A 25,080-nucleotide genomic window follows, 5' to 3' on the forward strand; every position below is an offset into this window, starting at 1 on the left:
ACGAAATGTGACCGCGGTTTGCAAGAAACTACAACTAAAATGACGACTTGTAGTTTATCTTGAAGTGAGTCTATAATAGACCAGATGGAGTAAACGGTTCTGAGCCATTGGTTTTAAAATAGGGTGTAAAGTTAAAAGTGTTGACAAACGTCTTGAAAAATCGGTATAATGATTTTTGTTTGTTAAGTCAATTTCATAATACTTTTAACGATGAATCGTCAGAATACATACAGTCAGGATTTATTGCTTTACAAGAGCAGGCTTGACCTGTATAACTGTCGTGATACGTTTGACATGAATTATGAAATTGGTTTCGTTTGGAGTGATGGAAATGTTAATGCCATTTCGCAAAGTGGCTACCAGTGATGGCCCCCTGAAGTTTAACGAACAGTGGGATATCAAGGAACTGGTTTCTAACCGACAAGATATCACAGCCGTTACCCCCCTGACTGCGGATTTATCTGCAGAATTCAGAGAAGGTGACGTTGTGGATGTTCATGGCAAGCTGACCGTAGGAGTGGACATGTTGTGCTCCCGTTGTCTTAAGCCGATCAATGAACATTTTCATATTGATTTTCATGAGCAATTCAAGCAGGGAAAACAGCCAGAGGAATTACATGAAGACGACGATACGCTCTATGTGGATGGGGATAGCGTTGATCTGAAAGGTTATGCCGAGGAAGCTTTTCTGCTGGATCTTCCGTTTATACCGCTATGCAGCGATACATGCAAAGGGTTATGCCCCAAGTGTGGCCATGAGCTGAACGAAGGTGACTGCGGTTGTGATAACCAGGTTATCGATCCGCGGCTTGCAGGGCTCAAGGATTTTTTTAAATGAGCATGATTGAAAATCGAACGTAACAACTACCTGCAAAGGTTGATTTTGATAAGGAGGTGGGAATAATGGCAGTACCTCAACGGAGAACGTCCAAGACGCGTCGCGACAAACGTCGCACTCACTTTAAATTGGCTGTACCGGGCATGGTGAAATGTGAACAATGTGGCGAACTTAAACTTAGTCACCACGTGTGCAAAGTGTGCGGAACGTACAAAGCAAGAGAGATCATCTCTCAATAATAGTTGGACATTAAGTAGCACTTCATTTCGATGAGGTGCTACTTTTTTTCGATTAGATAGTGTAGGTAGAGGGAGTTAACAAGCATGAAATCTTTGCTCCACAGGGGTGAATTGTTTTTGTTCAGCCAGCCTTTCTTTTTGACACGGGATGAGATATACTATAGTTTAGTACCAGGTTCTAAGATTTGACGTTACATATATGATGAACCATAATCCGTTTGAGAACGACCCTGGTGACCAGGGATGCATCTATAGAAGCAACACGAAAGAATGGTTGAACTGGCCGGATGGGACGGTTCCGTAAACGATACAGCGGGGGGTGTCAGGCATCGAACGTGTACCGAAGAGACAGAGGCAACAGCAGTTAACCAAAATGATAGAAGAGAACCCGTTTGTGACGGATCAGGAACTTACGCGCCAATTGAAGGTGAGTATTCAGACGATTCGTCTTGACAGACTGGAACTTGGAATACCCGAACTTCGGGAGCGGATGAAACTGATGGCAGAGCTCTCGTATGATCAGGTGCGCTCGCTGCCCCTGCATGAGATTATCGGTGATATTGTGGATCTGCAGCTGGACAAAAGCGGGATTTCCCTGTTTGAGATTAAGGAAGAGCATGTGTTTTCCAGAACAGGGATTGCACGTGGGCACTACGTCTTTGCACAGGCCAACTCCTTGGCTGTAGCCATTATTAATGACGAGATCGCGTTGACTGCATCAGCAGACATTCGCTTTGTCCGTTCGGTTCATTTGGGAGAGAAATGTATTGCAAAGGCTTATGTGAGATCGATTCCGGGTCAAAAGGGCAAAGCCAAAGTGGAAGTATTCACTTATGTAGGTGAAGAAATGGTGTTTCAAGGCAACTTTGTAATCTACCATTCAGGTGGAGAAGACAGCGGAGAAGGAGGTCATTTGGAATGAAAATCGTCATTGATGCCATGGGAGGCGACAATGCACCTGCATCAACGGTAGAAGGTGCGATCGCCGCAGCCACGGAATGGGCGGATACACAGATCGTCCTGATCGGCGATGAAGCCAAGCTGGAGCCTCTTTTGAGTCAGTCAGGTGTGAGACCTGCCAATCTTACGGTCCGGCATGCTTCCGAAGTTATTGGTTCGGATGATGAACCCGTAAAAGCAGTACGTCGCAAGAAGGATGCCTCCATGGTAGTTGCAGGCCGTATGCTGAAAGAGGGCGAAGCGGACGCGATGATCTCGGCAGGCAATACCGGAGCGCTGATGACAGCAGGTTTGCTTGTTGTAGGTCGAATGGAAGGCATTGAACGTCCGGCGCTTGCGCCCATGATTCCAACGATTGATGATGTAGGTGTACTTGCGCTGGATCTCGGAGCGAATATGGATGCCAAACCGGAGCATCTTGCGCAATATGGCCTGATGGGCAGCTTGTATCGGCAAAAAGTACAGGGCATAGCGTCCCCACGAGTGGGTTTGCTCAATGTAGGAACAGAGCCAGGCAAGGGAAATGAGTTAACCAAACATGCATATCCTTTACTGGAACAACTCCCCATTCGTTTTGTCGGTAATGTTGAGGCGCGTGATGTGCTGACTGGTGCTTGTGATGTGCTTGTATGCGACGGTTTTGCAGGAAATATACTGCTGAAGTCGCTGGAAGGCACAGCAGGTGCCATTTTCGCCTTGCTTAAGGAGCAATTCTCATCTTCTCTTAAAAGTAAACTGGCTGCAGCTGTATTGATGCCTGAGTTGCGTGGGCTGAAACGAAAGCTGGATTATACGGAGCATGGCGGAGCGCCGCTCCTCGGTTTGAGCAGACTGGTTGTAAAAAGTCATGGATCTGCTGATGGCAATGCCATCAAAAATGCTGTGCGCCAAGCTCGGATTGCAGTGCAGAATCAGCTGGTAGAGAGCATATCTAAGGAAATTAGCGGGAAGTGAGTGACGACATGAATAATTTGCGCCCAGTAGGGGTTATTGGTACAGGGAAATATGTGCCTGAGAAAATTTTGACGAATAGCGATCTGGAGAAAATGGTCGATACCAATGACGAATGGATCGTCAGTCGTACAGGAATCAAAGAGCGTCACATTGCTGCACCCGAGCAGGCAACTTCTGATCTGGCATATGAAGCAGCTCTTAAAGCACTTGAATCTGCTGGCATGACAGGCAGTGATCTGGATCTGATTATTGTTGCAACCATTACCCCGGATTCTTCGTTCCCATCAACAGCCTGCATCTTGCAGGACAAATTGGGTGCAAAAGGTGCGGCGGCATTTGATCTGTCGGCAGCTTGTTCCGGATTTGTATATGGGTTGGCAAGTGCTACCAGCTTCATCCAAAGCGGCATGTACAACAACGCACTTGTTATTGGAGCTGACTGTTTGTCTCGTATTACGGATTATACAGACCGTAACACATGTGTCCTCTTTGGGGACGGGGCAGGCGCGGTAGTCGTTGGTGAAGTTCCAGAAGGTCGCGGATTCAAAGCATTTGATCTCGGTGCCGAAGGTGCTGGCGGTAGTCTTCTTCAGATGGAAGGCGGCGGTTCCCGTCTGCCTGCTTCCGCAGAGACCGTTGAAAATAAAAAGCATTATATCTACATGAATGGTCGTGAAGTGTTCAAGTTTGCAGTCCGTGTCATGGGTACGGCTACCATTGAGGTATTACGCAAGGCTGGTATGGAGCGTACGGATGTGGATCTGTTTGTTCCGCATCAAGCGAATATTCGGATTATCCAATCTGCGATGCAACGACTGGAACTTCCTGAAGAGAAGGTTGTAGTCAACGTGGATAAGTATGCCAATACATCGGCTGCTTCCATTCCGCTTGCTTTGGTAGAAGCCGCAGAGGAAGGTCGCATGAAAGCCGGAGATACCGTTCTGATGGTTGGATTCGGTGGCGGTTTGACATGGGGAGCATCGGTACTCGTTTGGTAAATAGACATCTGGGAGATGAATGAGATGGGTAAAATAGCATTTGTATTTCCCGGACAGGGATCACAGGCTGTAGGCATGGCTAAGGACGCGTATGAGTCCGTGCCTGCGGCAACTGAAATTTTTCGCACAGCAGATGAAACATTGGGTTTCTCGCTGAGCAACCTTGTATTTGAAGGACCAGAGACTGAGTTGAAACAGACATCAAATACACAACCGGCTCTGTTGACAGCAAGTATTGCCTTGCTTGAAGCTTTCAAAGAAAAAGGAATTCAGCCAGACTATATGGCTGGACACAGTCTGGGAGAATACAGTGCACTGGTGGCAGCGGGCGTTCTTTCGTTTGCTGACGCTGTGAGCACTGTGCGGGCGCGTGGTCAGTATATGGAACAGGCAGTACCGGGTGGACAAGGAGCGATGGCTGCTGTGCTTGGTGCGGATCGGGAAGCGCTGGGGGTGCTTTGCCGTGACGTATCTGAAACTGGTCATGCGGTTGAACTTGCCAACATGAATTGTCCGGGACAAATCGTCATCTCTGGTGTGAAGGAAGGCGTAGCTGCTGTCGCGGAACGAGTGAAAGAAGCAGGCGGTAAACGCGCCATTGCTTTGGAAGTAAGCGGACCGTTCCACTCTTCACTGATGAAGGGTGCGGCTGAGAAGCTGGAAGAGAAACTGAAAACCGTTACGTTCTCACCGGCAGCGGTTCCTGTAGTCGCTAATGTGACTGCAAGACCTGCAGAGGATGGACAGGTTCGGGAATTGTTGACAGCTCAGGTCTATTCTCCTGTATTATGGGAAGACAGTGTGACATGGCTGATTGAGCAGGGTGTGGATACGTTCATCGAGATTGGATCTGGCAGTGTATTGACCGGTTTGATTAAAAAAACAGATAAAACCGTAAAACTGTACAATGTGAACAGTCTTGAAACGCTCGAAGCAACGGCAAGTGCGTTGAAGTGATTAGCAGGGATTAGATTTGGGGAAAGGAGGAATGATTATGTCTAAACCATTAGAAGGTAAAAATGCACTCGTTACCGGGGCATCCCGGGGCATTGGACGCAGTATTGCATTGGCACTGGCTGAAGCTGGAGCGAACGTAGCCGTGAATTATGCGGGTAGCCAAGCGGCAGCTGAGGAAGTGGCGGAAGCGATTCGTGCCAAAGGAGTCAAGGCGATTACACTTCAAGCCAATGTGGGCCTGATGGATGAAGCTGAACAAATGGTCAAAGCTACACTTGAAGCTTGGGGCAACGTTGATATTCTGGTGAACAATGCCGGTATTACCCGTGATAATCTGATCATGCGTATGAAAGAGGAAGAATTCGATCAGGTTATTGAAACCAATCTCAAAGGTGTGTTTAACTGCCTTAAGGCGGTTACACGTCCAATGATGAAACAACGGTCGGGAAGAATTATCAATATCTCCTCGGTTGTAGGTGTGCTCGGTAATGCTGGACAAGCGAACTATGTTGCTGCGAAGGCAGGAGTTATTGGCCTGACGAAAGCATCTGCTCGTGAACTGGCTTCTCGTGGAATCACAGTCAACTGTGTTGCACCAGGTTTCATTGAGACGGATATGACAAAAGAGTTGTCCCAGGAGCTGGTGGACGGTATGCTAAGTGGTATTCCGTTGTCCCGTTTGGGTCAGCCGGATGAAATTGCCGGTGTAGTCACTTTCCTGGCTTCACAGGCTTCATCTTATATGACAGGGCAGACGCTGCATGTCGATGGTGGCATGTACATGTAATTCTTCCCGGACTTGAACAATAGTCGGGGAACAGGCGCTGGACGATCCGAAATGCCGGAAAAAGGCCGGGTTCCCCGGCCGGGAGCCGCATATGTCTTCTATGGCATTTTGCCTGCGATTCTCGTATAATACCAAAGAAGGAGGTGAACCGGATGTCCGATGTATTGGAGCGTGTAAAACGCATCGTCGTCGACCGCTTGGGCGCAGACGAAGCTGAAGTTACACTTGAAGCATCTTTCAAAGAAGATTTGGGTGCTGATTCTTTGGATGTAGTGGAATTGGTCATGGAATTGGAAGATGAATTTGATTTGGAAATCTCTGATGAAGATGCAGAAAAAATCACGACCGTAGGTGAAGTTGTAAACTACATACAATCTCATACCTAAAGTCATTTTAGTCCCGCACATGTTTTCGAACAGGCGGGACTTCTCATCATTCATTGGTTTTTCTCATTCCGCAAGCAACTCTACTCAAGCAGGCTTATCTTGGTTGAATAGATGTCTGTTTGCGGATATTCCCACAAAATACTTGCGTAATGCAGTCGATATAGAGGTGACTCGGTTTGAAACAAAGAGTAGTAATTACCGGAATGGGCGTAATGACATCGCTCGGAAAAGATTTGGAAACGTTCTGGGGCAGTTTAATGGCAGGAAAGTCCGGAATCTCTCAGATTGAGGCGTTTGATGTTAGTGAATACACGACACAGATTGCAGCTGAGATCAAGGATTTCAACCCGGAAGAATATATGGATCGCAAGGATGCTCGCAAAATGGACCGTTTTGTACAGTTCGCTGTGGCAGCCGGCTTCAAAGCCGTTGAAGACAGTGGTCTGAAAATTAACGAGAATATTGATGCAGAGCGTTTCGGTGTATCCATCGGATCAGGTATTGGTGGATTGGGTACGTGGGAGGACCAACATAATGCATTGTTGCAAAAAGGTCCAAAACGGGTAAGCCCATTCTTTATTCCCATGATGATCTCCAACATGGCTTCAGGCCAAATGTCCATCTCTCTTGGTGCCAAAGGTCCCAACATTAACGTGGTTACCGCTTGTGCAACAGGTACACACTCCATCGGAGATTCCTTCAAGTTGATTGCCAATGGTGATGCAGATGCCATGATCTGTGGTGGTGCGGAAGCAACAATCAGACCAACGGGTCTTGCAGGGTTCTGTGCTATGCGCGCAATGTCTACACGTAATGATGATCCTGCGAAGTCAAGCCGTCCTTTTGATACAGAACGTGATGGTTTTGTTATGGGCGAAGGCGCTGGTGTTCTGATTCTGGAATCCCTGGAGCATGCTCAAAAACGTGGTGCACGCATCTATGGTGAAGTGATCGGTTACGGTCTGACAGGCGATGCACATCACATGACAGAACCAGATCCGGATGGAGCAGCACGTTGCATGAAGATGGCACTTCGCAATGCGGGTATTGAACCTGAAGAAGTGGATTACATTAATGCACACGGAACCTCAACTCCTGTAGGTGACAGATCTGAAACGCTTGCGATCAAAAAGGCGTTTGGTGATCATGCGTACAAGCTCGCAGTGAGTTCCACGAAATCCATGACGGGCCACATGCTTGGCGCTGCTGGTGGTGTAGAAGCGGTTATCTGCGGATTGTCACTGACACATCAGACATTGGCACCAACGATCAACCTGGAAAATCAGGACCCGGAATGTGATCTGGATTATGTTCCAAATGTTCCACGTCAAACTAAAGTCAATATTGCCATGTCCAATTCATTTGGATTCGGCGGTCACAATGCCACCATTATTCTCAAAAAATTTGAAGCATAAGGGGCTAGTTCGTTTGAGTGAAGATCTGAAGCAGTTACAACATAAACTTCAAATCAAATTTGACAACAGGCAGCTTTTAAAACAAGCGTTTACCCATGCTTCTTATGTAAACGAACACCGGTTCAGTCAGCATCAGGACAACGAGCGTCTGGAGTTTCTGGGCGATGCCGTGCTGGAACTGACTGTATCGGAATACTTGTATCATTTGTATCCTAACCGTCCGGAAGGCGAATTAACTAAGCTGCGGGCATCCATTGTCTGTGAGCCTTCCCTCGTCAAATTTGCTGAAGCGTTGGGTTTTGGTCAGTATGTACTTCTTGGTAAAGGTGAGGAACTAACGGGAGGACGGACACGGCCGGCTCTGCTGGCGGATGTGTTTGAATCTTTCATTGGTGCATTGTATCTGGATCAGGGGCTTGCGCCTGTCCGGGCATTTCTCGACCAGCATGTCTTTCCATTAATCGTGTTGGGCAGCAAGCTGCAAATGAGTGATTACAAAACGGAACTGCAGGAACTGACTCAGCATCACAATATGGGAGCTTTGGAATACCGTATCGTTGAGGAACGGGGACCTGCCCATGAACGTGAGTTTGTCTCGGAGGTCCATATGGGTCAAGAACGGCTTGGCAGAGGTACAGGGCGTTCCAAAAAGGAAGCGGAACAACAGGCTGCATCTGCAGCACTTGATCGACTGAAGCTTCCGGAAGCCGGAGCTTAACCGATAGCGCATAGACAAACGAAGAGCAAAGAGCAGCCCGCGGGTCCGCCCCGGCGGAAGTAATCGGCCGGACTGCTTTTTGCTCTTTTTTTTGTAAAGAGGTTCAGGGGGAGTTAGCCTGATCGTTAACTAATAAGTTAAACCTTATTTTACACAAAACGAAGAGTGCAGAACCAATCTGAAGAAGCGAAGCGTGCGCATTTATCAACGGATTTTTCCCTTGGATAAGGGGATCAAGAAAATCTGGGGATAAGGGCGATCGGAGGATGGTACTGCAATCGAAGTAGTCATGTGTAATAACAATGGTCAATTTATTTTGGCGCTGGAATGCAATACTTGAAATTTGCAAGAGGAGGTGACGAGAAACCCTATGTTTTTAAAACGGATTGAATTGGGTGGATTCAAGTCATTCGCCGACAAAACGGAGATGGAATTCGTTCGTGGCATTACGGCTGTTGTAGGTCCGAACGGAAGTGGCAAGAGTAATATATCGGACGGAATCCGTTGGGTTCTGGGGGAACAAAGTGCCAAATCGCTGCGTGGTGGCAAGATGGAAGATATCATCTTTGCAGGTAGTGATGCACGGAAGGCTGTTAATTTTGGTGAAGTGTCGCTAACACTCGATAACGAGGATCATGCACTTGCACTGGATTTCGGTGAAGTGACGGTGACTCGTCGTGTACATCGCAGCGGAGATAGTGAATATTTTATTAATAAACAATCTTGTCGCTTGAAGGATATTACGGAGTTGTTTATGGATACCGGTATCGGTAAGGAAGCCTACTCGATCATTGGACAGGGACGAATTGAAGAGATTCTGAGTACCCGTTCAGAGGATCGCAGGGGCATCTTTGAAGAGGCATCAGGTATCGTTAAATATAAATCCCGTAAGCGGGATGCTACGCGCAAACTGGATGAGACAGAGCAGAATTTACTGCGTATTCATGATCTGGTGACCGAACTGGAGGATCAGATTGGACCCTTGAAGGAACAATCGGAGAAAGCGATCCATTATAAAGAACTTCGTTCGCAGCTCAAATCACAGGAAATTTCCATGTATGTGTACCAGATCGAACAGATTCATGCATCTTGGAGTAAGGCCAACGAAAGGCTGCAATCGCTAAAACAGGAAGAGGTTGGACTGGCGGCGATTGTCTCTACGCATGATGCCAAGCTGGAAAATGATCGGAATGTGCTGCGTATCCTGGAAACAGAGACAGAGCAACTGCAATCCGCCTTATTGCAATTCAGTGAAGCGACGGAGAAAAGTGAAGGCCTTGGAGAACTGCTCAGGGAGCGCTCGCACCATCTGCAAACGAATCAGGAGCAACTCAAAGTAACGCTTGCCGCCAGTGAAGAGAGACATCGCGAACGGGAAACCGAGCTGATTGCACTGCGTGAGAAGTTTGGCAAGCTTGAGCATGAACTGAATGATGTGAGAAATCAGTTGTCGCAGGAAGAAGCCAAACTCATCGGTGTCACAGGGGGTATTAGCCAGCAGCAAGAGGAAAGCCTCAAAGGCAACTTGCTGGAACTGATGAATCAGATGGCTCAGACACGAAATGAAATTCGTTATGTGGATCAGCAGAAAGAAACGCTGGAGCGCAGAATGAATCGCGCGGCTGAGGAATCAGGCAAGTGGGAAGAACAGAAAGAGACACTGGAAAGTCGCAAAGCGGACATTGAGAAAAAAGTTGTTCGTTTGGGCAAAGAAATCAGTGATCTACGTGGTGGTTATATTACGGAAAGTGAACGACTCCAGTCACTGCAGAAGCTGCTCGAAGAAAGTCGGGGCACGGTCCGTAAATGGGAACAAAAGCGTGAAGCTCAAGTTTCCCGCCGCGATACAATGAAAGAGATGCAGGATGATTTTGACGGATTCATGCTGGGTGTCAAGGAGGTCCTCAAGGCTTCGCGTAAAGGTACGCTGAGCGGTGTTCATGGAGCTGTGGCTGAACTCGTTAAAGTTCCCGAGAAGATCGAACTTGCGGTAGAAACAGCAATGGGAGCGTCCTTGCAGCATGTGGTCATGGAAAATGAATCAGTTTCCAGACAGGCGATTGCTTTCCTGAAGCAGCGCCAGTTGGGACGTGCAACGTTCCTGCCTCTCGATGTCATTCGTCCTCGTGCCATTGGAGCGGCTGAACGTTCCATGATCGAAGGTATGGAAGGTTTTGTGGGGATTGGTGCTGATCTTGTACAATTCGAATCCAAGTATGCTTCGATCATTGGCAGCCTACTGGGTAATGTTATTATTGCCGAAACGCTGGAGGTGGCCAATAAAATTGCGGCTCGCTGCCAGTATCGTTTCCGGGTCGTGACGCTTGAAGGCGACGTGGTTAATGCGGGTGGTTCCATGACAGGTGGTAGCCAGCACAAAAAAAATGTGAGTCTGCTCAGTCGTAAACGGCAGTTAGACCAGCTCGATCAGGATATTTTGGATACCGAAAATCAAATTGTGAAACTGCATCGCAGTGTGGATGATGTAAAAGTTCAACTGGAGCAGTGTCAGGACAAACTGGATGAACTTCGCCAGTCTGGTGACGATACTCGAAATGCAGAACAGCAGGCTTCGATGGAAATGAAGCAAGTAGAGCATGAGCTTCGCCACGTGCTTGAACAGGTTGCCGTTGCCGGGCAGGAGAAGAGCGGGTTCACCGAAGAGATCAAAGAGCTGGATACGGCTCGCATCGTCGCTGTGAAGAAGCTGGAGCAGCTTGAAGAAGAAGAAAAAGCGACTCATCGTGCCATTCATGCAGCCGAGTTTGCTCGGAAAGCCAATGAATCCGCGAAGGAAGAATTGCAGAGCCAACTCACCGAGTTGAAAGTACGGGAAGGCAAGCTCGATCAGGAGCGATTCTCCAATGGGGAACAATTGCGACGTCTGGAGCGGGAAGTGGAGTCGCTGGTCAAAGATCTTCGTCAGAATCGCACCTTGTTAGCTTCGATGGAAGCAGATCTCAAGAAAACACAGACCGAGAGTGTTAAGCAGATTGAAGATCTGAACCAGTACAAGCTGAAAAAAGCGGAAGCTTCTCAAGAACTGGACTTCAAACGTGCTGCCCGAAGTGAGTTGTCGAAAAAGCTTGAGCTTGCCGAGAGTGAAACGAAGGAACAGCGCACGCAGTTGAAAGCTGTGGAAGAGCAGATGCGACAGACCGAAATTTCCGTGAACCGGTTGGATGTTGAGCTGGAAAATATACTTCGAAAGCTGACGGACGAATACGAACTGGGTTATGAACTGGCCAAAGAGCGTTATCCGGTGCCGGAAGATGTAGAGCATACACAGGCAGAGGTACAGAAGCTGAAGCGCAGTATATCCGCCCTGGGTGATGTTAACCTGGGAGCGATTGAAGAGTTCCAGCGCGTCAATGAGCGATACGAGTTCCTGAGTGAACAGAAGAATGACCTGGTGGAAGCCAAAACAACGTTGTATCAGGTTATTCGGGAAATGGAAGACGAGATGGCGAAGCGATTCAAGATCACGTTCGATGCAATCCGCCGTGAGTTCGGTACCGTCTTTACCAAGCTGTTTGGCGGGGGACGAGCTGACCTTGTTCTGATGGACCCGGAGCGCTTGCTTGAAACGGGAATAGATATTGTGGCTCAGCCACCAGGCAAGAAACTGCAAAACCTGCAACTGTTATCCGGTGGGGAGCGGGCTTTGACGGCAATGGCTTTGTTATTCGCCATTCTGCACGTCAAACCTGTACCATTCTGCGTACTGGATGAAGTAGAGGCAGCGCTAGACGAAGCTAACGTGGTCCGTTTTGCCCAGTACTTGCGTGAATTCTCCGAACAGACACAGTTCATCGTTGTTACCCATCGTAAGGGTACGATGGAAGAGGCTGATGTGCTGTATGGTGTCACAATGGAAGAGGGCGGAGTATCCAAGCTCGTTTCGGTTAAACTGGAAGATGAGGAAGCGGTCATTGCCTGATCGATCCAAGGCTGTAGGACCTATGAACTCATTATCATCATTAAATATTAAAATTCATTTAGATTGAGCATTATTGCATAGCGCTAGATTATGTACACGATGGAGGGGCTTTATGAGTTTTTTTAAAAAGCTGAGAGACAGCATTGCAAACAAAACAGAGTCAGTTACCAAACAGTTCAAGGATGGATTGGAAAAGACACGTAAAGGGCTAGTGGAGAAAGTCTCGGATCTCGTGATCCGCCGCAAAAAAATCGATGAAGAGTTCTATGAAGAACTGGAAGAGATTTTGATTGGAGCAGACGTTGGCGTGAATACGGTCATGAATCTGATCGAAGACCTGCGCGCTGAGGTGAAAAAACGCAAAATTGAGGATGCGGCTGAGCTGCAGCCTGTATTGTCTGAGAAACTGACGGATCTTCTTCGTGGTGAACAGAATAACGAGCTGAAAATGAACCCGGACGGCATTACTGTCATTTTGTTTGTTGGTGTTAACGGTGTTGGTAAAACAACGACAATTGGCAAGCTGGCGCATCGATTTAAACAGCAAGGTAAAAAAGTGATCATGGCCGCTGGAGATACGTTCCGTGCCGGAGCCATCGAACAGCTGGAAGTATGGGGACAACGTGCCGGTGTCGATGTGATCAAACAGCAATCCGGTTCTGACCCGGCAGCGGTTATGTATGATGCGGTGCAGGCAGCAAAACAACGGGGTGCCGATGTTCTCCTCTGTGATACAGCAGGTCGTCTGCAGAACAAATCTAACCTGATGGACGAGCTTAACAAAATCTATCGTGTCATCCAACGTGAAATTCCGGATGCTCCGCATGAAGTGCTGATGGTTTTGGATGCGACCACAGGTCAAAATGCTTTGAATCAGGCTAAACTTTTCGGTGAGAAAAGCGGCGTAACCGGCCTCGTACTAACGAAACTGGATGGAACAGCCAAAGGCGGGATCGTTGTAGCAATTCGTCAGGAGCTGGATTTGCCAGTGAAGCTTGTGGGACTGGGTGAAAAGATCGATGATCTGCAACAATTTGATTCAGAGCAGTTCGTTCATGCCTTGTTCGCCGGATTGATCCAAGAGCAACCAGCTGAAAGTGCTGAAGAAGAGGAAACGAACTCGTAGAACCATGTTAATTAAGATAAATTCATAGCGTTAAGCGTAATTGCCAGTGATAGACGTGATAAGTGTCACGTGTAATGTCACTGGCAATACGTGTATAATGGGAATAAAGCAGGCAATGCTAAAGGGCTGGAAAGGACGGTTGAAATGGCCAATACTCATACCTATTCTCGCCGTGAAGAAGTCGCCAATGCGGTGACACATGGAATCGGCGCTGCACTCAGTGTGGCTGCACTGGTGATATTGATTGTATTTTCTAGTATAAAAGGAACGGCTTGGCATGTGGTCAGTTTCACGATCTATGGGATCACCATGTTGCTGCTCTATACAAGTTCTACTCTCGTACATGCATGGAAAGATGGAAAAGTGAAAGATTTATTTGAGATTTTCGACCATTCTTCCATTTATTTGTTTATTGCGGGATCATACACTCCGCTGTTGTTTATTGCTGTTCGCGGTACACTTGGGTGGACCCTGTTCGGCATAATCTGGGGAATCGCATTATTCGGCGTGATCTTTAAGGCGTTTTTCACGAAAAGGTTTCTGTTCATGTCCACGATTTTCTATGTTGCGATGGGCTGGCTCATCGTAATTGCCTGGCAACCGCTGATGGCTGCCATACCTACAGGCGGAATTGTGTTGCTGGTTGCTGGAGGCCTGATGTATACACTGGGTACACTCTTTTATGTGTGGCGTGGATTCCCTTACCATCATGCGATATGGCATCTCTTTGTACTGGCAGGCAGCATTCTTCATTTCTTTATGGTACTGTTGTACCTGACACCACTTCGCTAGAACGCCATAAACGGATGCATCTCCACGGACTGAGACGCGTTCGTTTTTCTTTTACATAGAGGTGATCTCGTACAGGTAAAGATAGGATCTGCTTGTTGTGAAATAAGGTATATATCACCTGTCAAACATCGAAATAACATATCATCAAAGCTGTTTTTATTGTGACAAGTATTTTTGCTTGACAACCTGATTTGTTTTAGGTATTATTAGGAACGTTGCAAGAGTGTAAAGTGTTTTTCCTTGACGAAGGGAGTGCCCCGATGTGAGTCAAGAAAACCGGCTTGAGAAGACAAACCGGATTAACTTGCTGTTTGCTTTTTATGAATTGTTACTTACCGAGAAACAGCAGACTTTTCTAAAGTATTACTTTCATGACGATTTTTCACTTGGTGAAATAGCAGCCGAGTTTGAGATCAGCCGCCAGGCGGTATACGAGCATATCAAGCGTGCCGAACAAGTGCTGGAGAATTACGAAAGCAAGCTGGGCTTGTTGGAAAAGCATGAACGGCGTAATCGCAATCTTGAAGATTTGCAAAATGCATTGGAACGCGCAGGCGTCTCCATTGATGACAACAAACAAATACACGATATCGTTGCTCAGCTCAGCGAATGAGAAGATTATAACGGCTCAGTGGAACGTATCGGTCTTAAAAACAGTAATAAAGCTTAAGGAGGTGGGATCATGGCATTTGAAGGATTAACGACCCGATTACAGAATGTGTTCAGCAAGCTGCGCGGCAAAGGCAAGGTGTCTGATGAAGATGTAGCCGAGGCTATGCGCGAGGTACGTCTGGCATTGCTCGAAGCGGATGTAAACTTCAAAGTGGTCAAGGAATTCATCGCCAAGGTGAAAGAGAAGGCTGTTGGCAAAGAAGTGATGGAGAGCTTCACGCCAGGAATGGTCATCATCGACATCGTTAACAAGGAACTGACGGATTTGATGGGTGGAAGCCAGGCCAAACTGGCTAAAGCGAACAAACCGCCTACGGTGCTGATGATGGTTGGTTTGCAGGGTGCTGGTAAAACAACCACCTCGGGTAAACTGGCTAAAATGCTGCAAAAGCAAAACAGCAGACCATTGCTTGTTGCAGGAGATATTTATCGTCCGGCAGCGATCAAACAGTTGCAAGTACTTGGCGAGCAGATCAAAGCGCCGGTATTCACACTGGGTGATCAGACAAGCCCTGTGGAGATCGCACGTCAAGGTCTTCAACATGCCAAAGATAACGGTAATGACTATGTTATTATCGATACAGCAGGACGTCTGCATGTTGATGAAGAGCTGATGGAAGAACTTCGCCAGATTCACAGCGTAGTGAATCCGGATGAAGTACTGCTTGTGGTGGACAGCATGACAGGTCAGGATGCGGTTAACGTAGCAGAACACTTTAACCAGCAGCTTAATCTGACCGGGGTTGTCCTGACGAAGCTGGATGGCGATACTCGTGGTGGTGCTGCACTTTCTGTCAAAGCCGTTACGGGGTGCCCAATCAAGTTTGCTTCCCTTGGAGAGAAACTTGACGCTTTGGAGCCGTTCCACCCGGAACGTATGGCTTCGCGGATTCTCGGTATGGGAGATATGTTATCTCTGATAGAGAAAGCACAATTAAACATTGATACCGATAAGGCCAAGGAAATGGAACGGAAGATGCGTAATGCAGAATTCACGTTTGAAGATTTCCTGGAGCAGATGGATCAAGTGAAAAAGCTGGGACCAATCGATCAGATCATGGATATGATTCCCGGCATGGGCAAGATGAAACAAGCCAAGGACCTGAAGGTTGATGATAAACAGATGGGCCGGATCGAAGCGATCGTATACTCAATGACGACCGAAGAGAAACGCAACCCGGACTTGATCAACCATAGCCGTCGGAAGCGTATTGCTACCGGAAGCGGAACATCTCTGGCTGAAGTAAATCGTCTGATCAAGCAGTTTGATGAGATGCGCCGCATGATGAAACAGTTCTCGGATATGATGGGACCTAAAGGCGGTAAAAATAAAGCGATGAAGCAGCTTAAAGGTATGGGCAAAGGAATGAAGTTTCCTTTCCGTTGATTTAAGCGAAGCTGGATCATATACAGATTTCATTGAAGGAGGTGAATTTTCAAATGGCAGTTCGTATTCGTCTGAAACGTATGGGTGCTCACAAAGCTCCTTTCTACCGCGTAGTGGTATCGGATTCCCGTTCCCCACGTGACGGTCGTTTTATCGAGGAGATCGGTTACTACAACCCGGTTGAACAACCGGCTGTTGTTAAGATCGATGAAGATAAAGCATTGGCATGGCTTCAAAACGGTGCACAAGCATCTGACACTGTCCGCAACTTGCTTAGCAAAGCGGGCGTGATGAAGAAGTTCCACGAGTCTAAATTATCTAAATAAAGTGCTGATTCGGAGGGTCATCTATGGAAGAATTAGTAAGCATAATTGCTAAGGCTTTAGTCGATCATCCGGAAGATGTGGCGGTTCGGACGGTTGAGAAAGACCGGCTTGTCGTTTATGAGTTAACCGTTCATCCTGACGATGTCGGGAAGGTAATTGGTAAACAGGGACGAATCGCAAAATCACTTCGTACGGTCGTCACATCAGCAGCAGTTAAGATGGATAAACGGGTTACCGTTGATATCATATCTTAAAGATATACGAAAGGGGGTTAGGATGCATGTCCTAGCCCCTTTTCGTGCATGCTGAAACTTAAATAATATGATTGAAGTAGTTCGTCAAGTATGATTATTTGCGGAAGTAGTGAAGGGGACGGAATCGATTCTGAAGAAGCGTCAGCGTTCGCCTTAAAGCTTTCTGAAAGAAAGCTACATCGGAAGCATACGCTATCACCGGATTTTAACATTTAAAAATAATTAAAAAAATCAGGGGATAACAGCGATCCGAGGAACGATCCGCCACCGGAACGGTCGCAGGAAGATCATCAAATATGAGTACCATATGAATGGATTGTAGGAGGAAATATGGCAGAGTTTATGAATGTAGGTAAAATCGTTAATACGCATGGAATTCGCGGTGAGGTGAAAATCATGCCTTTAACCGATTTCCCGGAAGTACGTTTCGCGAAAAATGCGGAGTTGTTTTTCTTTACACCAGATAACCATCCAGTGATGGTTAATGTGGAATCTGCACGTTTGCATAAAAATATGTATATTCTTCGTCTGAAAGAATATGGCAATATTAATGAAGTAGAGAAGTTTAAAGGCGGTATGGCCAAAGTATTAAAAGAGAACCTGGCTGAGTTGGAGGAAGGCGAATATTACTTCCATCAAATCGTTGGCTGTTCTGTCATCACCGAAGAGGGTGAAACGCTCGGAACCATCTCTGAAATCCTGACTCCTGGTGCGAATGATGTATGGGTTGTCAAAACGCCGGCTGGCAAAGAAGTGCTGATTCCTGTTATTGATGATGTCGTGCTTGATGTGGACATCGAACAGAAGCAAGTGAAGATTCACCTGATGGAAGGGCTGCTGTAACATGAAAGTGGATGTATTAACGCTATTCCCTGAGATGTTTGACGGTGTGTTCGGTGCAAGCATTCTGGGCAAAGCTCAAACGAAGGGACTGGTATCCCTCGGTGCAACCAACTTCCGTAATTATGCGACCAATAAACACAATACAGTAGATGATGCTCCTTATGGCGGGGGTGGAGGCATGGTGCTCAAACCAGATCCCATCTTTGCTGCTGTGGAAGATGTTCTGGAGCAACGCGGAGAAGCTGCGGCAACGATGAAACCTCCACGTATCATTCTAATGTGTCCGCAAGGTGAGACGTTTACACAAAAAAAAGCAGAAGAACTTGTTCAGGAAGATCATCTGATTTTTATATGCGGACACTATGAAGGTTACGATGAGCGAATTCGCGAATTTCTCGTGACGGATGAACTATCCATTGGGGATTACGTACTCACGGGTGGGGAGCTACCTGCCATGGTTGCGATTGACAGCATCGTACGTCTGATCCCAGGTGTGCTTGGAAATGAGACAAGCGCCGTAACGGATTCATTCAGTACTGGACTCCTGGAATATCCGCACTACACACGTCCACCCGAGTTCAGGGGCATGAAAGTACCGGATATGTTATTGTCTGGGCACCATCTGAATATTGAGGCGTGGCGCAGGGAACAGTCGTTGCTTCGTACGTTAGAGCGCAGACCGGAAATGTTGGAAACGGCTGATTTGACGGATAAAGAGCGAATTTGGTTGAAAAAGATACGCTCAAACCGTAAAAATAATACAGAGTAAATAGACGTATCATAATCTATATGCACATTAATATAATTTTCGCCATTCCAAAAGGTCGACCTTGATACCAAAGGTTGGCTTTTTTTGTATATAGAAAAGAAGCTGGATTTTGATTGGTTTATTCTATAAAATGGAAGTACACTTATTGAAACTAGGTTTCATTAAGTGAAACTAAAGGTGGTGTATGAATGACGTATAGAATTATTGGTCTAGATCATATTCAGCTCGCAGCACCGGAAAGTTGTGAATCGGAAGCACGTCATTTTTTCAATGAAGTATTGGGATGGACAGAGATTCCTAAACCTGAAATTCTAAGAAAACGGGGTGGTGTATGGTTCGAGTGTGGCAGACATCAAGTACATGTTGGAATACAAAAAGATTTCGTTCCAGCAACAAAAGCTCATCCAGCATTTCAAGTACAGCATTTGGATCAGCTGCGTAATCATTTGATTGATAATCATATTCATATTGTCGATGACGAAGCAAGAGAAGAGGAGGGGGTAAGGCGTTTTTATATCAATGACCCTTTTGGCAATCGTCTTGAGTTCTTGGAATGGGTTTAAATCATTCGTTAAAAAATCGTTCATGTTGACATGTACAGTTTTGCAACTTTGAACTTTTTTGCATAAGCACTAGACAGGGTTGTAAAAGAAAGGAATTTTCTATATGGTGAACTCAGTTGGAGCTGAATCACAACTGAGGAGGAAGGTTATGAATCATCAACCCTATGAAATTGCCAAAATAGATATTAGCCAAGCCGGAGAACGCTGCAAAATGCTCTTGGGAGATCTGAATGGAGATGGCAGACTCGAGATGTTGTTGGTACAGGCAGATGGGGACATAGATGATCGATATGTTCCGCATCAGGTATGCTGTTTGACTGCATTTGATCTGGAAGGAACTTTAATATGGCAGGTAGGAACTGCTGATCCCCATGCAGGTGGGCCGGGCTCAGACTACCCTGCACAGATCGCAGATTGGGATGGTGATGGGCATAATGAAGTACTATGTGTTATGAACAAACAATTTCTCGTGTTAGATGGCCGGACCGGAGAGATCAAAGAAACACGTGATCTGCCAGGTGATGAAGCGCATGACTGCATTATTCTTGCCAACCTGACTGGTAACCAATCCAAAATGGACATTATACTGAAAGACCGCTATAAGACGTTATGGGCACTTGACCATGATTTTAATTTGTTATGGAAGCATGAGGGGAATCCGGGACATTTTCCGTGGGTGTTTGATATTGATGGAGATGGAAAGGATGAAGTGATGGCCGGATATGACATGCTGGACCATGATGGGACGGTATTATGGTCTTGTGAGAACTTGGATGATCATGCCGACTGTATATGGTTTGGAGACGTTGATGGTGATGGGGAAGTTGAGGTTGTTATCGGTGGCAGTGTCACGGTTATGATGGACCGTTATGGCAATGAGAAATGGCGTTATGAAGATTCGATTGAATCACAGCATATTGCGCTGGGCCATTTTATTGCTGAAATGGAAGGTTTACAGATTGCAGGTCTGGACCGGATCGTCCGGGGCGATGAGCGTGGTAAGGATGGAATGTTCATGCTGAACAATGATGGGCAAGAAATATGGAAAGAAAATCGCACAACTCGTGGCTGGTTAACTATTATAGAGCCTGTAAGTAACTGGGATGAGGGTGGACTCGATTATATTTTGGCTTATCGTCGAGGTGGTGATGTCTTGCCTTCTTTGGTCGATGGAAACATGAAAACGGTTACCGAATTTCCGAAAGAGGGATATGCGGTACATGCAGATCTGGTTCAGAGTGGACTGGAACAGATCATCATCTATGACGCACAAGAAGCGTTGGTTTACGCCAGCTCTCCGATGACATTATCACTAACCGATGCCAAAAGAGCCAAGCCACAGCTCAAAAGGCTGTATAGCTCGACTCTGTATCCGGGCGGTGAAGTTAAACTCTAGGTTTTATCGGTCATTCTCCGATGGGGGTAATTCATTCTGCGGACTGGATTCGGGTTGAAGCAAGGTTGCCAAATCAGTACCTGTCGTGACCGTCAAGCGAGGTAGCTTCATGAGATCATCTCCTGGATGCACAAATCCAGACTTTACAGTAAAGGCCATGCGATATCCGTGCTGCTGTAACTTGTAAATCATCTGTGTACTGGTATACCCAAAAGGATAGGCCAGATAAGGTGTGTCTATTCCGGTTTGCTTCATTTGCTGAATATCATCATCCAGAAGACTGGTGTCTAGACCGACAGGTACACTGTTTCCACAGCGCATAAATCCCTTGTGATGCAGGTTATAGGTATGGCTGTTAAATTCAAATACGTCAGTTGCCGCCTGCATTTCTGGCTTGGAGATGAAACTGTCAATTGCGGGGGCAGATTCTGAAGGCTGATCTTGAATTTTACTACCAATGACAAACAGTGAGGCATGAAAATTATATTTTTGAAGCACAGGGTAAGCTAACGTATAATTGTTCTGATATCCATCATCAAAGGTAATTACAATGGACTTCTTTGGCAGGGAGAGCTTCCCGTTTACATACTGTTCAAGCTGATCCAATGTAATCGTGTGGTAGCCTTCGTCGTGCAGGTATTTCATGTTTTGCTTGAAATCTTCCAGACTAATGATGGATTTGTTATCTATCTGGTGATCGTTCAGTTCGGGCTCTATGTAATGATACATGAGTACAGGAACTTCTGTAGCCGTACCTGTTTCTATCTTGAAGGTGGAACGATCCAGTGCATTTTGACGGGTGTAGTCAGTGTGTGACAGCTGGAACGCTTTGCGTTTAACGATGTCCCAGGAGGTACAGGCTTTGTGTGACATGGCATTTGTAGGATGGGTTACGGCATAGGCATACAGTGTAATGGAGCATACGAGCATAGCGAGTAGGGCAAGTGTGATCTTTTTCCAATATTTCATGAGTCTGTGGGTTCTCCTTTTAAAGTGATCAATAAGTTATATCATAGACGATATTTCAATAGGGGAAGTTACAGTATTTTTTCCTATATCAGGTTGACTTGCAGATGAGAGCGTGGAGAAAGAGGAGACGGCATATCTGAACCCCTAGCTAGTTGTAAAAATTAAAATAGTTCAACGTTCTGCTGTCCATGAATATGCTTTAGGGGAATGATAGGGAGTTCCAGTGTTGCTGATGGCTCCATAGACATTTTGTTTAATTTCTCTTGTGTTTTGATATGCTGCGTGATACAATAAGTCTGTTATGTGGAATACGGCGGTCCTCTATGGATAATGAAGGAGACAAGGTGATCTCTGGAAGAAGTATGAACGCCTGTACGGAAGGAGGGAGTCATAGATGAATATCGTTCAAGCGATTACACAAGAACAACTTCGTAAGGATATTCCGAGTTTTCGTCCTGGTGACACTTTGAAAGTGCACGTTAAGGTAATCGAGGGAACTCGTGAGCGTATCCAATTGTTCGAAGGTGTTGTGATTAAACGCCGTGGTGGTGGAATCAGTGAGACTTTTACAGTTCGTAAAATTTCTTACGGTGTAGGTGTGGAAAGAGCTTTCCCGCTTCATTCCCCAAAAATCGATAGAATCGAAGTGGCTCGCCGTGGTAAAGTGCGTCGTGCGAAGCTTTATTATCTTCGTGAACTACGCGGTAAAGCAGCGAGAATTAAAGAAATTCGTTAATATAACGGATACCGGGAAGGGCTTGGAGACAAGCCCTTTTCGTTTTTGTCCGGGAAAAGTTGAACCGGAGGTACACTTCCGAGTAAAATGGTATGGCAACACATGCGTGGGATAGTCCGGGAGGCTTGTAAAATCAGTTATCGAAGTGCGTGTTCGAAAAGACCGGTTTTCAGTACCGACTTTTTGAACAACCTCTGAAGACATTTGAATTGTGGATTAAATGTATTGTAATGCTTGGTGTAAGATTACATAACTGATGTGAATGTTTTGTATCCATCCCTAGAGTTATTGGAACGATACAAAATGCTGGATGTGTGTACTGCTATAATCATGTACTGTGAAGAGAGGAAGATCTTGAATGGAACAAGAAGTTCAACAGGACCAGGGCAATCCTGCCGAAGAGAAAAACAGTCGATCCAAAAAAGCCAAAAATGAAATTGTTGAATGGCTCAAAGCCATTGTTATTGCATTAGTTCTCGTCATTCTGATTCGGTGGTTGCTCTTCAAACCGTTTGTTGTGGATGGACCGTCCATGCAGCCGAACTTCGAAACGGGCGAACGTGTAATCGTCAACGAAATCTTATATGATATCCGAGAACCGAAGCGCGGTGAAGTTATCGTCTTCCACGTACCTTCCGAAGGTCGGGATTTCATCAAACGTGTTATTGCTGTTGAAGGTGATACGGTTGAGGTTCAGGACGATACGGTGATGGTTAACGGCAAAAAGGTTGATGAAACCTATATTCAAGGTGCCATTGATGCAGCTGAAGCGAATGGTGGAACATATAACGTGAAGGATTTCCCGAATGAGCAGTTCCCTGATGGCAAAGTGCCTGCAGGTCATGTGTTTGTCATGGGAGACAACCGTCCAAATAGTACAGACAGCCGTATGATCGGTTACGTTTCGTTAGAAGATATTATTGGTCGTGCAGATGTTATTTTCTGGCCGATCGGGCAGATTAAGTGGATTAACCACTGAAATTGAAGTAAACAATGAGGTGAAGACAAGTTGACGATACAATGGTTTCCAGGTCATATGACTCGAGCCAGACGCCAGATTCAGGATAAGTTAAAGCTCATCGACGTGGTCATCGAACTATTGGATGCCCGTCTGCCTGTCTCCAGCCGTAATCCGATGATTGACGAAATATTGCTGGATAAACCCCGGATGATTTTGTTAAACAAAGCGGATTTGGCAGATGCCAAAGTGACGCAAGAGTGGATTGAATATTTCAAAAAAGAAGGAATTACCGCCTTTCCCGTGGATGCCTCAACAGGCACCAATGTGAAAGACATTCCGGTACAGGCTAAGCTTCTTCTGAAAGAAAAAATTGATCGTCAACTGGCCAAAGGAATTAACCCTCGTGCGGTTCGCGGATTGATTGTGGGTATTCCAAATGTGGGGAAATCAACATTGATTAACCGACTGGCTGGACGGAGTATTGCGTTGACAGGAGATCGTCCTGGTGTGACGAAGGGGCAACAGTGGATTAAGGTAGGCAAAGAAATGGAGTTATTGGATACTCCGGGTATTCTTTGGCCCAAGTTCGAAGATCAGAATGTAGGTTATCGTCTTGCCGTAACGGGTGCAATCAAAGAGGAAATTCTGAATGCAGAGGATATCGCCTTTTTTGGAATCAGTTACCTGATGCGTTATTACTGGGACGCTCTGGAAGAGAGATACGGACTTCAGGAGTTCTCCAAGGATGCAGATGATTCAGACAGTGTTATTGCGATTATGGAACAAGTCGGCCGTATACGTGGTTGTGTTGTAAGCGGTGGACGTATTGACTTGGAAAAGGCATCGCGAGCATTTCTGCGTGAATTGCGAGCGGGTAAAATGGGACGGTTCTCTATGGAAGCCCCCTATTAAAAAAATGGACTCTACACGATGAAGAACATTATCTTGATCTGTTCATTTCATATATCCAAGTGCCGAAAGAAGCGGCCGTGACCGGATTACCGGGAACGGTCTTTTTTTTGTGTATAAAACGCGAAATTGGAGCTGGACTTACGTCCAAAACGATAAAAATGGAAGAGGATTGAAGAAAAGTGCGCTTTCTGGAATTGGCTGACCCATATATCAGGTGCATCTAAATCGTGCTATGATGAATGGTGGTGCAATTTAGATTAGACGAGGTCTGATATATTCAATTTAAACCATCAAATACCGATAAATGAAGACATCACTATCTTTATTATTGTAAACCTCAAGGAAAAGTTTTGCTGAGATGATAGGTTGTACAGAACAAAGACAGAGGATCTACGTCTATATTATAAAAAAGTTGTAAGTGATACGCATGCTGAAGAAGCGTGGGTAGAGGAGATGAGTATTATGGTTGAAAAGAATGAAGAGAGCGGGTTCAATTTACTGGATCCCCCGATTGGAACAAAGAAGAAAAAAGAAGCCAGTGAACCGCGGGATCTGTTGCTCTACGAACGAGAGTATTGGGACAGTGGATTTGAACGGATTGCTGGTATTGATGAGGTAGGTCGGGGATGTTTGTTTGGGGATGTTGTCGCAGCGGCGGTTATTTTACCCAAGGACCTCATTCTGGAAGGTGTGAATGACTCCAAGAAATTGACGGAGAAAAAACGTGATGCACTATATGACGTTATTATGGAAAAGGCACTGGCGGTAGGTATCGGGTACGCGGATGCAGAGACGATTGATCGGCTAAACATCAAGCAGGCTGCGAGACTTGCGATGAAACGGGCTGTTGAAGCGTTGGGAGAAACGCCTGATTATATGCTGGTTGATGCCGAGAAGGTGGATGTGAATGTACCTCAACTGTCCATTATTAAAGGGGATGCCAATAGTCAATCGATTGCAGCGGCATCTATCATCGCCAAGGTAACGCGAGATCGACTCTGTAAGGAAGAATGGGATACGTTATATCCGGAATATGGTCTGTCGATACATAAAGGATACGCAACAAAAGTTCATCGGGAGCAAATTATGGCTTTAGGGGCAACCCCGATGCATCGCCGCAGTTTTCTGGGCAATCTGCTTGGTGAGCAGCAATCGTTGTTTTAATACAGGCTTGAAGGAAGG

At 46.2% G+C, this 25,080-nt stretch carries 26 protein-coding genes; 25 read left to right on the plus strand and 1 reads right to left on the minus strand.

What is annotated here, in order from left to right; all coding sequences use genetic code 11:
• The first annotated feature begins 331 nt into the window (after window positions 1-331).
• From MKY85_RS10780 to MKY85_RS10880, 21 genes are all read left to right on the plus strand, one after another.
• The gene (locus tag MKY85_RS10780; RefSeq protein WP_253433686.1) at window positions 332-838 is read left to right on the plus strand and encodes a DUF177 domain-containing protein; all 507 of its coding nucleotides are present in this window, start codon (window positions 332-334) and stop codon (window positions 836-838) included.
• Window positions 839-903: 65 nt separating this feature from the next.
• Complete coding sequence (gene rpmF / locus MKY85_RS10785; RefSeq protein WP_017689233.1) at window positions 904-1,077, plus strand: 50S ribosomal protein L32; 174 nt, start codon at window positions 904-906, stop codon at window positions 1,075-1,077.
• Window positions 1,078-1,450: 373 nt separating this feature from the next.
• Complete coding sequence (fapR, locus tag MKY85_RS10790) at window positions 1,451-1,999, plus strand: transcription factor FapR (protein WP_047842457.1); 549 nt, start codon at window positions 1,451-1,453, stop codon at window positions 1,997-1,999.
• Window positions 1,996-2,991 (plus strand): phosphate acyltransferase PlsX, encoded by a 996-nt coding sequence (plsX, locus tag MKY85_RS10795; protein ID WP_339241517.1) that lies wholly within the window; start codon window positions 1,996-1,998, stop codon window positions 2,989-2,991. The genes fapR and plsX overlap by 4 nt, the downstream gene beginning before the upstream one ends.
• An 8-nt stretch (window positions 2,992-2,999) precedes the next feature.
• Window positions 3,000-3,989 (plus strand): beta-ketoacyl-ACP synthase III, encoded by a 990-nt coding sequence (locus MKY85_RS10800; RefSeq protein WP_339241519.1) that lies wholly within the window; start codon window positions 3,000-3,002, stop codon window positions 3,987-3,989.
• A 24-nt stretch (window positions 3,990-4,013) separates the two neighbouring features.
• Window positions 4,014-4,946 carry an ACP S-malonyltransferase gene (fabD, locus tag MKY85_RS10805; RefSeq protein ID WP_342572565.1) on the plus strand — a complete coding sequence of 311 codons (933 nt, stop codon included), beginning with the start codon at window positions 4,014-4,016 and terminating at the stop codon, window positions 4,944-4,946.
• A 37-nt stretch (window positions 4,947-4,983) separates the two neighbouring features.
• Entirely contained in the window at window positions 4,984-5,733 is a 750-nt protein-coding gene (gene fabG, locus MKY85_RS10810) for a 3-oxoacyl-[acyl-carrier-protein] reductase (protein WP_017689228.1), read from the plus strand.
• Window positions 5,734-5,885: 152 nt separating this feature from the next.
• On the plus strand, window positions 5,886-6,119 hold the full coding sequence (acpP, locus tag MKY85_RS10815; protein WP_024630176.1) for an acyl carrier protein: 234 nt from the start codon (window positions 5,886-5,888) through the stop codon (window positions 6,117-6,119).
• A 176-nt stretch (window positions 6,120-6,295) separates the two neighbouring features.
• Window positions 6,296-7,534 carry a beta-ketoacyl-ACP synthase II gene (fabF, locus tag MKY85_RS10820; protein ID WP_062833763.1) on the plus strand — a complete coding sequence of 413 codons (1,239 nt, stop codon included), beginning with the start codon at window positions 6,296-6,298 and terminating at the stop codon, window positions 7,532-7,534.
• A gap of 13 nt (window positions 7,535-7,547) precedes the next feature.
• Window positions 7,548-8,252, plus strand: coding sequence for a ribonuclease III (gene rnc / locus MKY85_RS10825; protein WP_091031948.1), 705 nt, complete (start codon window positions 7,548-7,550; stop codon window positions 8,250-8,252).
• Window positions 8,253-8,622: 370 nt separating this feature from the next.
• Entirely contained in the window at window positions 8,623-12,192 is a 3,570-nt protein-coding gene (gene smc / locus MKY85_RS10830; protein ID WP_342572566.1) for a chromosome segregation protein SMC, read from the plus strand.
• Between the two features lie 112 nt (window positions 12,193-12,304).
• Complete coding sequence (gene ftsY, locus MKY85_RS10835; protein ID WP_339260408.1) at window positions 12,305-13,318, plus strand: signal recognition particle-docking protein FtsY; 1,014 nt, start codon at window positions 12,305-12,307, stop codon at window positions 13,316-13,318.
• A gap of 144 nt (window positions 13,319-13,462) precedes the next feature.
• Window positions 13,463-14,110, plus strand: a complete 648-nt coding sequence (locus tag MKY85_RS10840; RefSeq protein ID WP_253433701.1) for a hemolysin III family protein — start codon at window positions 13,463-13,465, stop codon at window positions 14,108-14,110.
• Between the two features lie 262 nt (window positions 14,111-14,372).
• Window positions 14,373-14,723, plus strand: a complete 351-nt coding sequence (gene ylxM / locus MKY85_RS10845; RefSeq protein WP_339241527.1) for a YlxM family DNA-binding protein — start codon at window positions 14,373-14,375, stop codon at window positions 14,721-14,723.
• 69 nt (window positions 14,724-14,792) lie between these two features.
• Complete coding sequence (ffh, locus tag MKY85_RS10850) at window positions 14,793-16,169, plus strand: signal recognition particle protein (protein WP_253433704.1); 1,377 nt, start codon at window positions 14,793-14,795, stop codon at window positions 16,167-16,169.
• Window positions 16,170-16,222: 53 nt separating this feature from the next.
• On the plus strand, window positions 16,223-16,495 hold the full coding sequence (gene rpsP, locus MKY85_RS10855; RefSeq protein ID WP_017689219.1) for a 30S ribosomal protein S16: 273 nt from the start codon (window positions 16,223-16,225) through the stop codon (window positions 16,493-16,495).
• A 23-nt stretch (window positions 16,496-16,518) separates the two neighbouring features.
• Complete coding sequence (locus MKY85_RS10860) at window positions 16,519-16,749, plus strand: KH domain-containing protein (RefSeq protein WP_024630185.1); 231 nt, start codon at window positions 16,519-16,521, stop codon at window positions 16,747-16,749.
• A gap of 330 nt (window positions 16,750-17,079) precedes the next feature.
• On the plus strand, window positions 17,080-17,592 hold the full coding sequence (rimM, locus tag MKY85_RS10865; protein WP_339241531.1) for a ribosome maturation factor RimM: 513 nt from the start codon (window positions 17,080-17,082) through the stop codon (window positions 17,590-17,592).
• 1 nt (window position 17,593) lies between these two features.
• Window positions 17,594-18,361, plus strand: coding sequence for a tRNA (guanosine(37)-N1)-methyltransferase TrmD (gene trmD / locus MKY85_RS10870; protein WP_339241534.1), 768 nt, complete (start codon window positions 17,594-17,596; stop codon window positions 18,359-18,361).
• Window positions 18,362-18,549: 188 nt separating this feature from the next.
• Window positions 18,550-18,924 (plus strand): VOC family protein, encoded by a 375-nt coding sequence (locus tag MKY85_RS10875; protein ID WP_342572567.1) that lies wholly within the window; start codon window positions 18,550-18,552, stop codon window positions 18,922-18,924.
• A 148-nt stretch (window positions 18,925-19,072) separates the two neighbouring features.
• On the plus strand, window positions 19,073-20,320 hold the full coding sequence (locus MKY85_RS10880; protein ID WP_342572568.1) for a hypothetical protein: 1,248 nt from the start codon (window positions 19,073-19,075) through the stop codon (window positions 20,318-20,320).
• A 3-nt stretch (window positions 20,321-20,323) separates the two neighbouring features.
• Here the strand turns inward: MKY85_RS10880 and MKY85_RS10885 are convergent, their stop codons facing one another.
• The gene (locus MKY85_RS10885; protein ID WP_342572569.1) at window positions 20,324-21,289 is read right to left on the minus strand and encodes a polysaccharide deacetylase family protein; all 966 of its coding nucleotides are present in this window, start codon (window positions 21,287-21,289) and stop codon (window positions 20,324-20,326) included.
• Between the two features lie 394 nt (window positions 21,290-21,683).
• On the opposite strand from MKY85_RS10885, the gene rplS reads away from it, so the two are divergent.
• The 4 genes from rplS (at window position 21,684) to MKY85_RS10905 (ending at window position 25,062) form a co-directional block, all read left to right on the plus strand.
• A complete protein-coding gene (rplS, locus tag MKY85_RS10890) occupies window positions 21,684-22,025 on the plus strand; it encodes a 50S ribosomal protein L19 (protein ID WP_024630190.1) in 342 nt (113 codons plus the stop codon).
• Window positions 22,026-22,383: 358 nt separating this feature from the next.
• Window positions 22,384-23,004, plus strand: coding sequence for a signal peptidase I (lepB, locus tag MKY85_RS10895; protein WP_339241544.1), 621 nt, complete (start codon window positions 22,384-22,386; stop codon window positions 23,002-23,004).
• A gap of 30 nt (window positions 23,005-23,034) precedes the next feature.
• Complete coding sequence (ylqF, locus tag MKY85_RS10900) at window positions 23,035-23,898, plus strand: ribosome biogenesis GTPase YlqF (protein WP_339241545.1); 864 nt, start codon at window positions 23,035-23,037, stop codon at window positions 23,896-23,898.
• A 462-nt stretch (window positions 23,899-24,360) separates the two neighbouring features.
• Complete coding sequence (locus tag MKY85_RS10905) at window positions 24,361-25,062, plus strand: ribonuclease HII (protein ID WP_342572570.1); 702 nt, start codon at window positions 24,361-24,363, stop codon at window positions 25,060-25,062.
• Window positions 25,063-25,080 lie beyond the last annotated feature (18 nt).

The organism is Paenibacillus sp. FSL R5-0749, from assembly GCF_038595085.1.
Taxonomy (GTDB): Bacteria; Bacillota; Bacilli; order Paenibacillales; family Paenibacillaceae; genus Paenibacillus.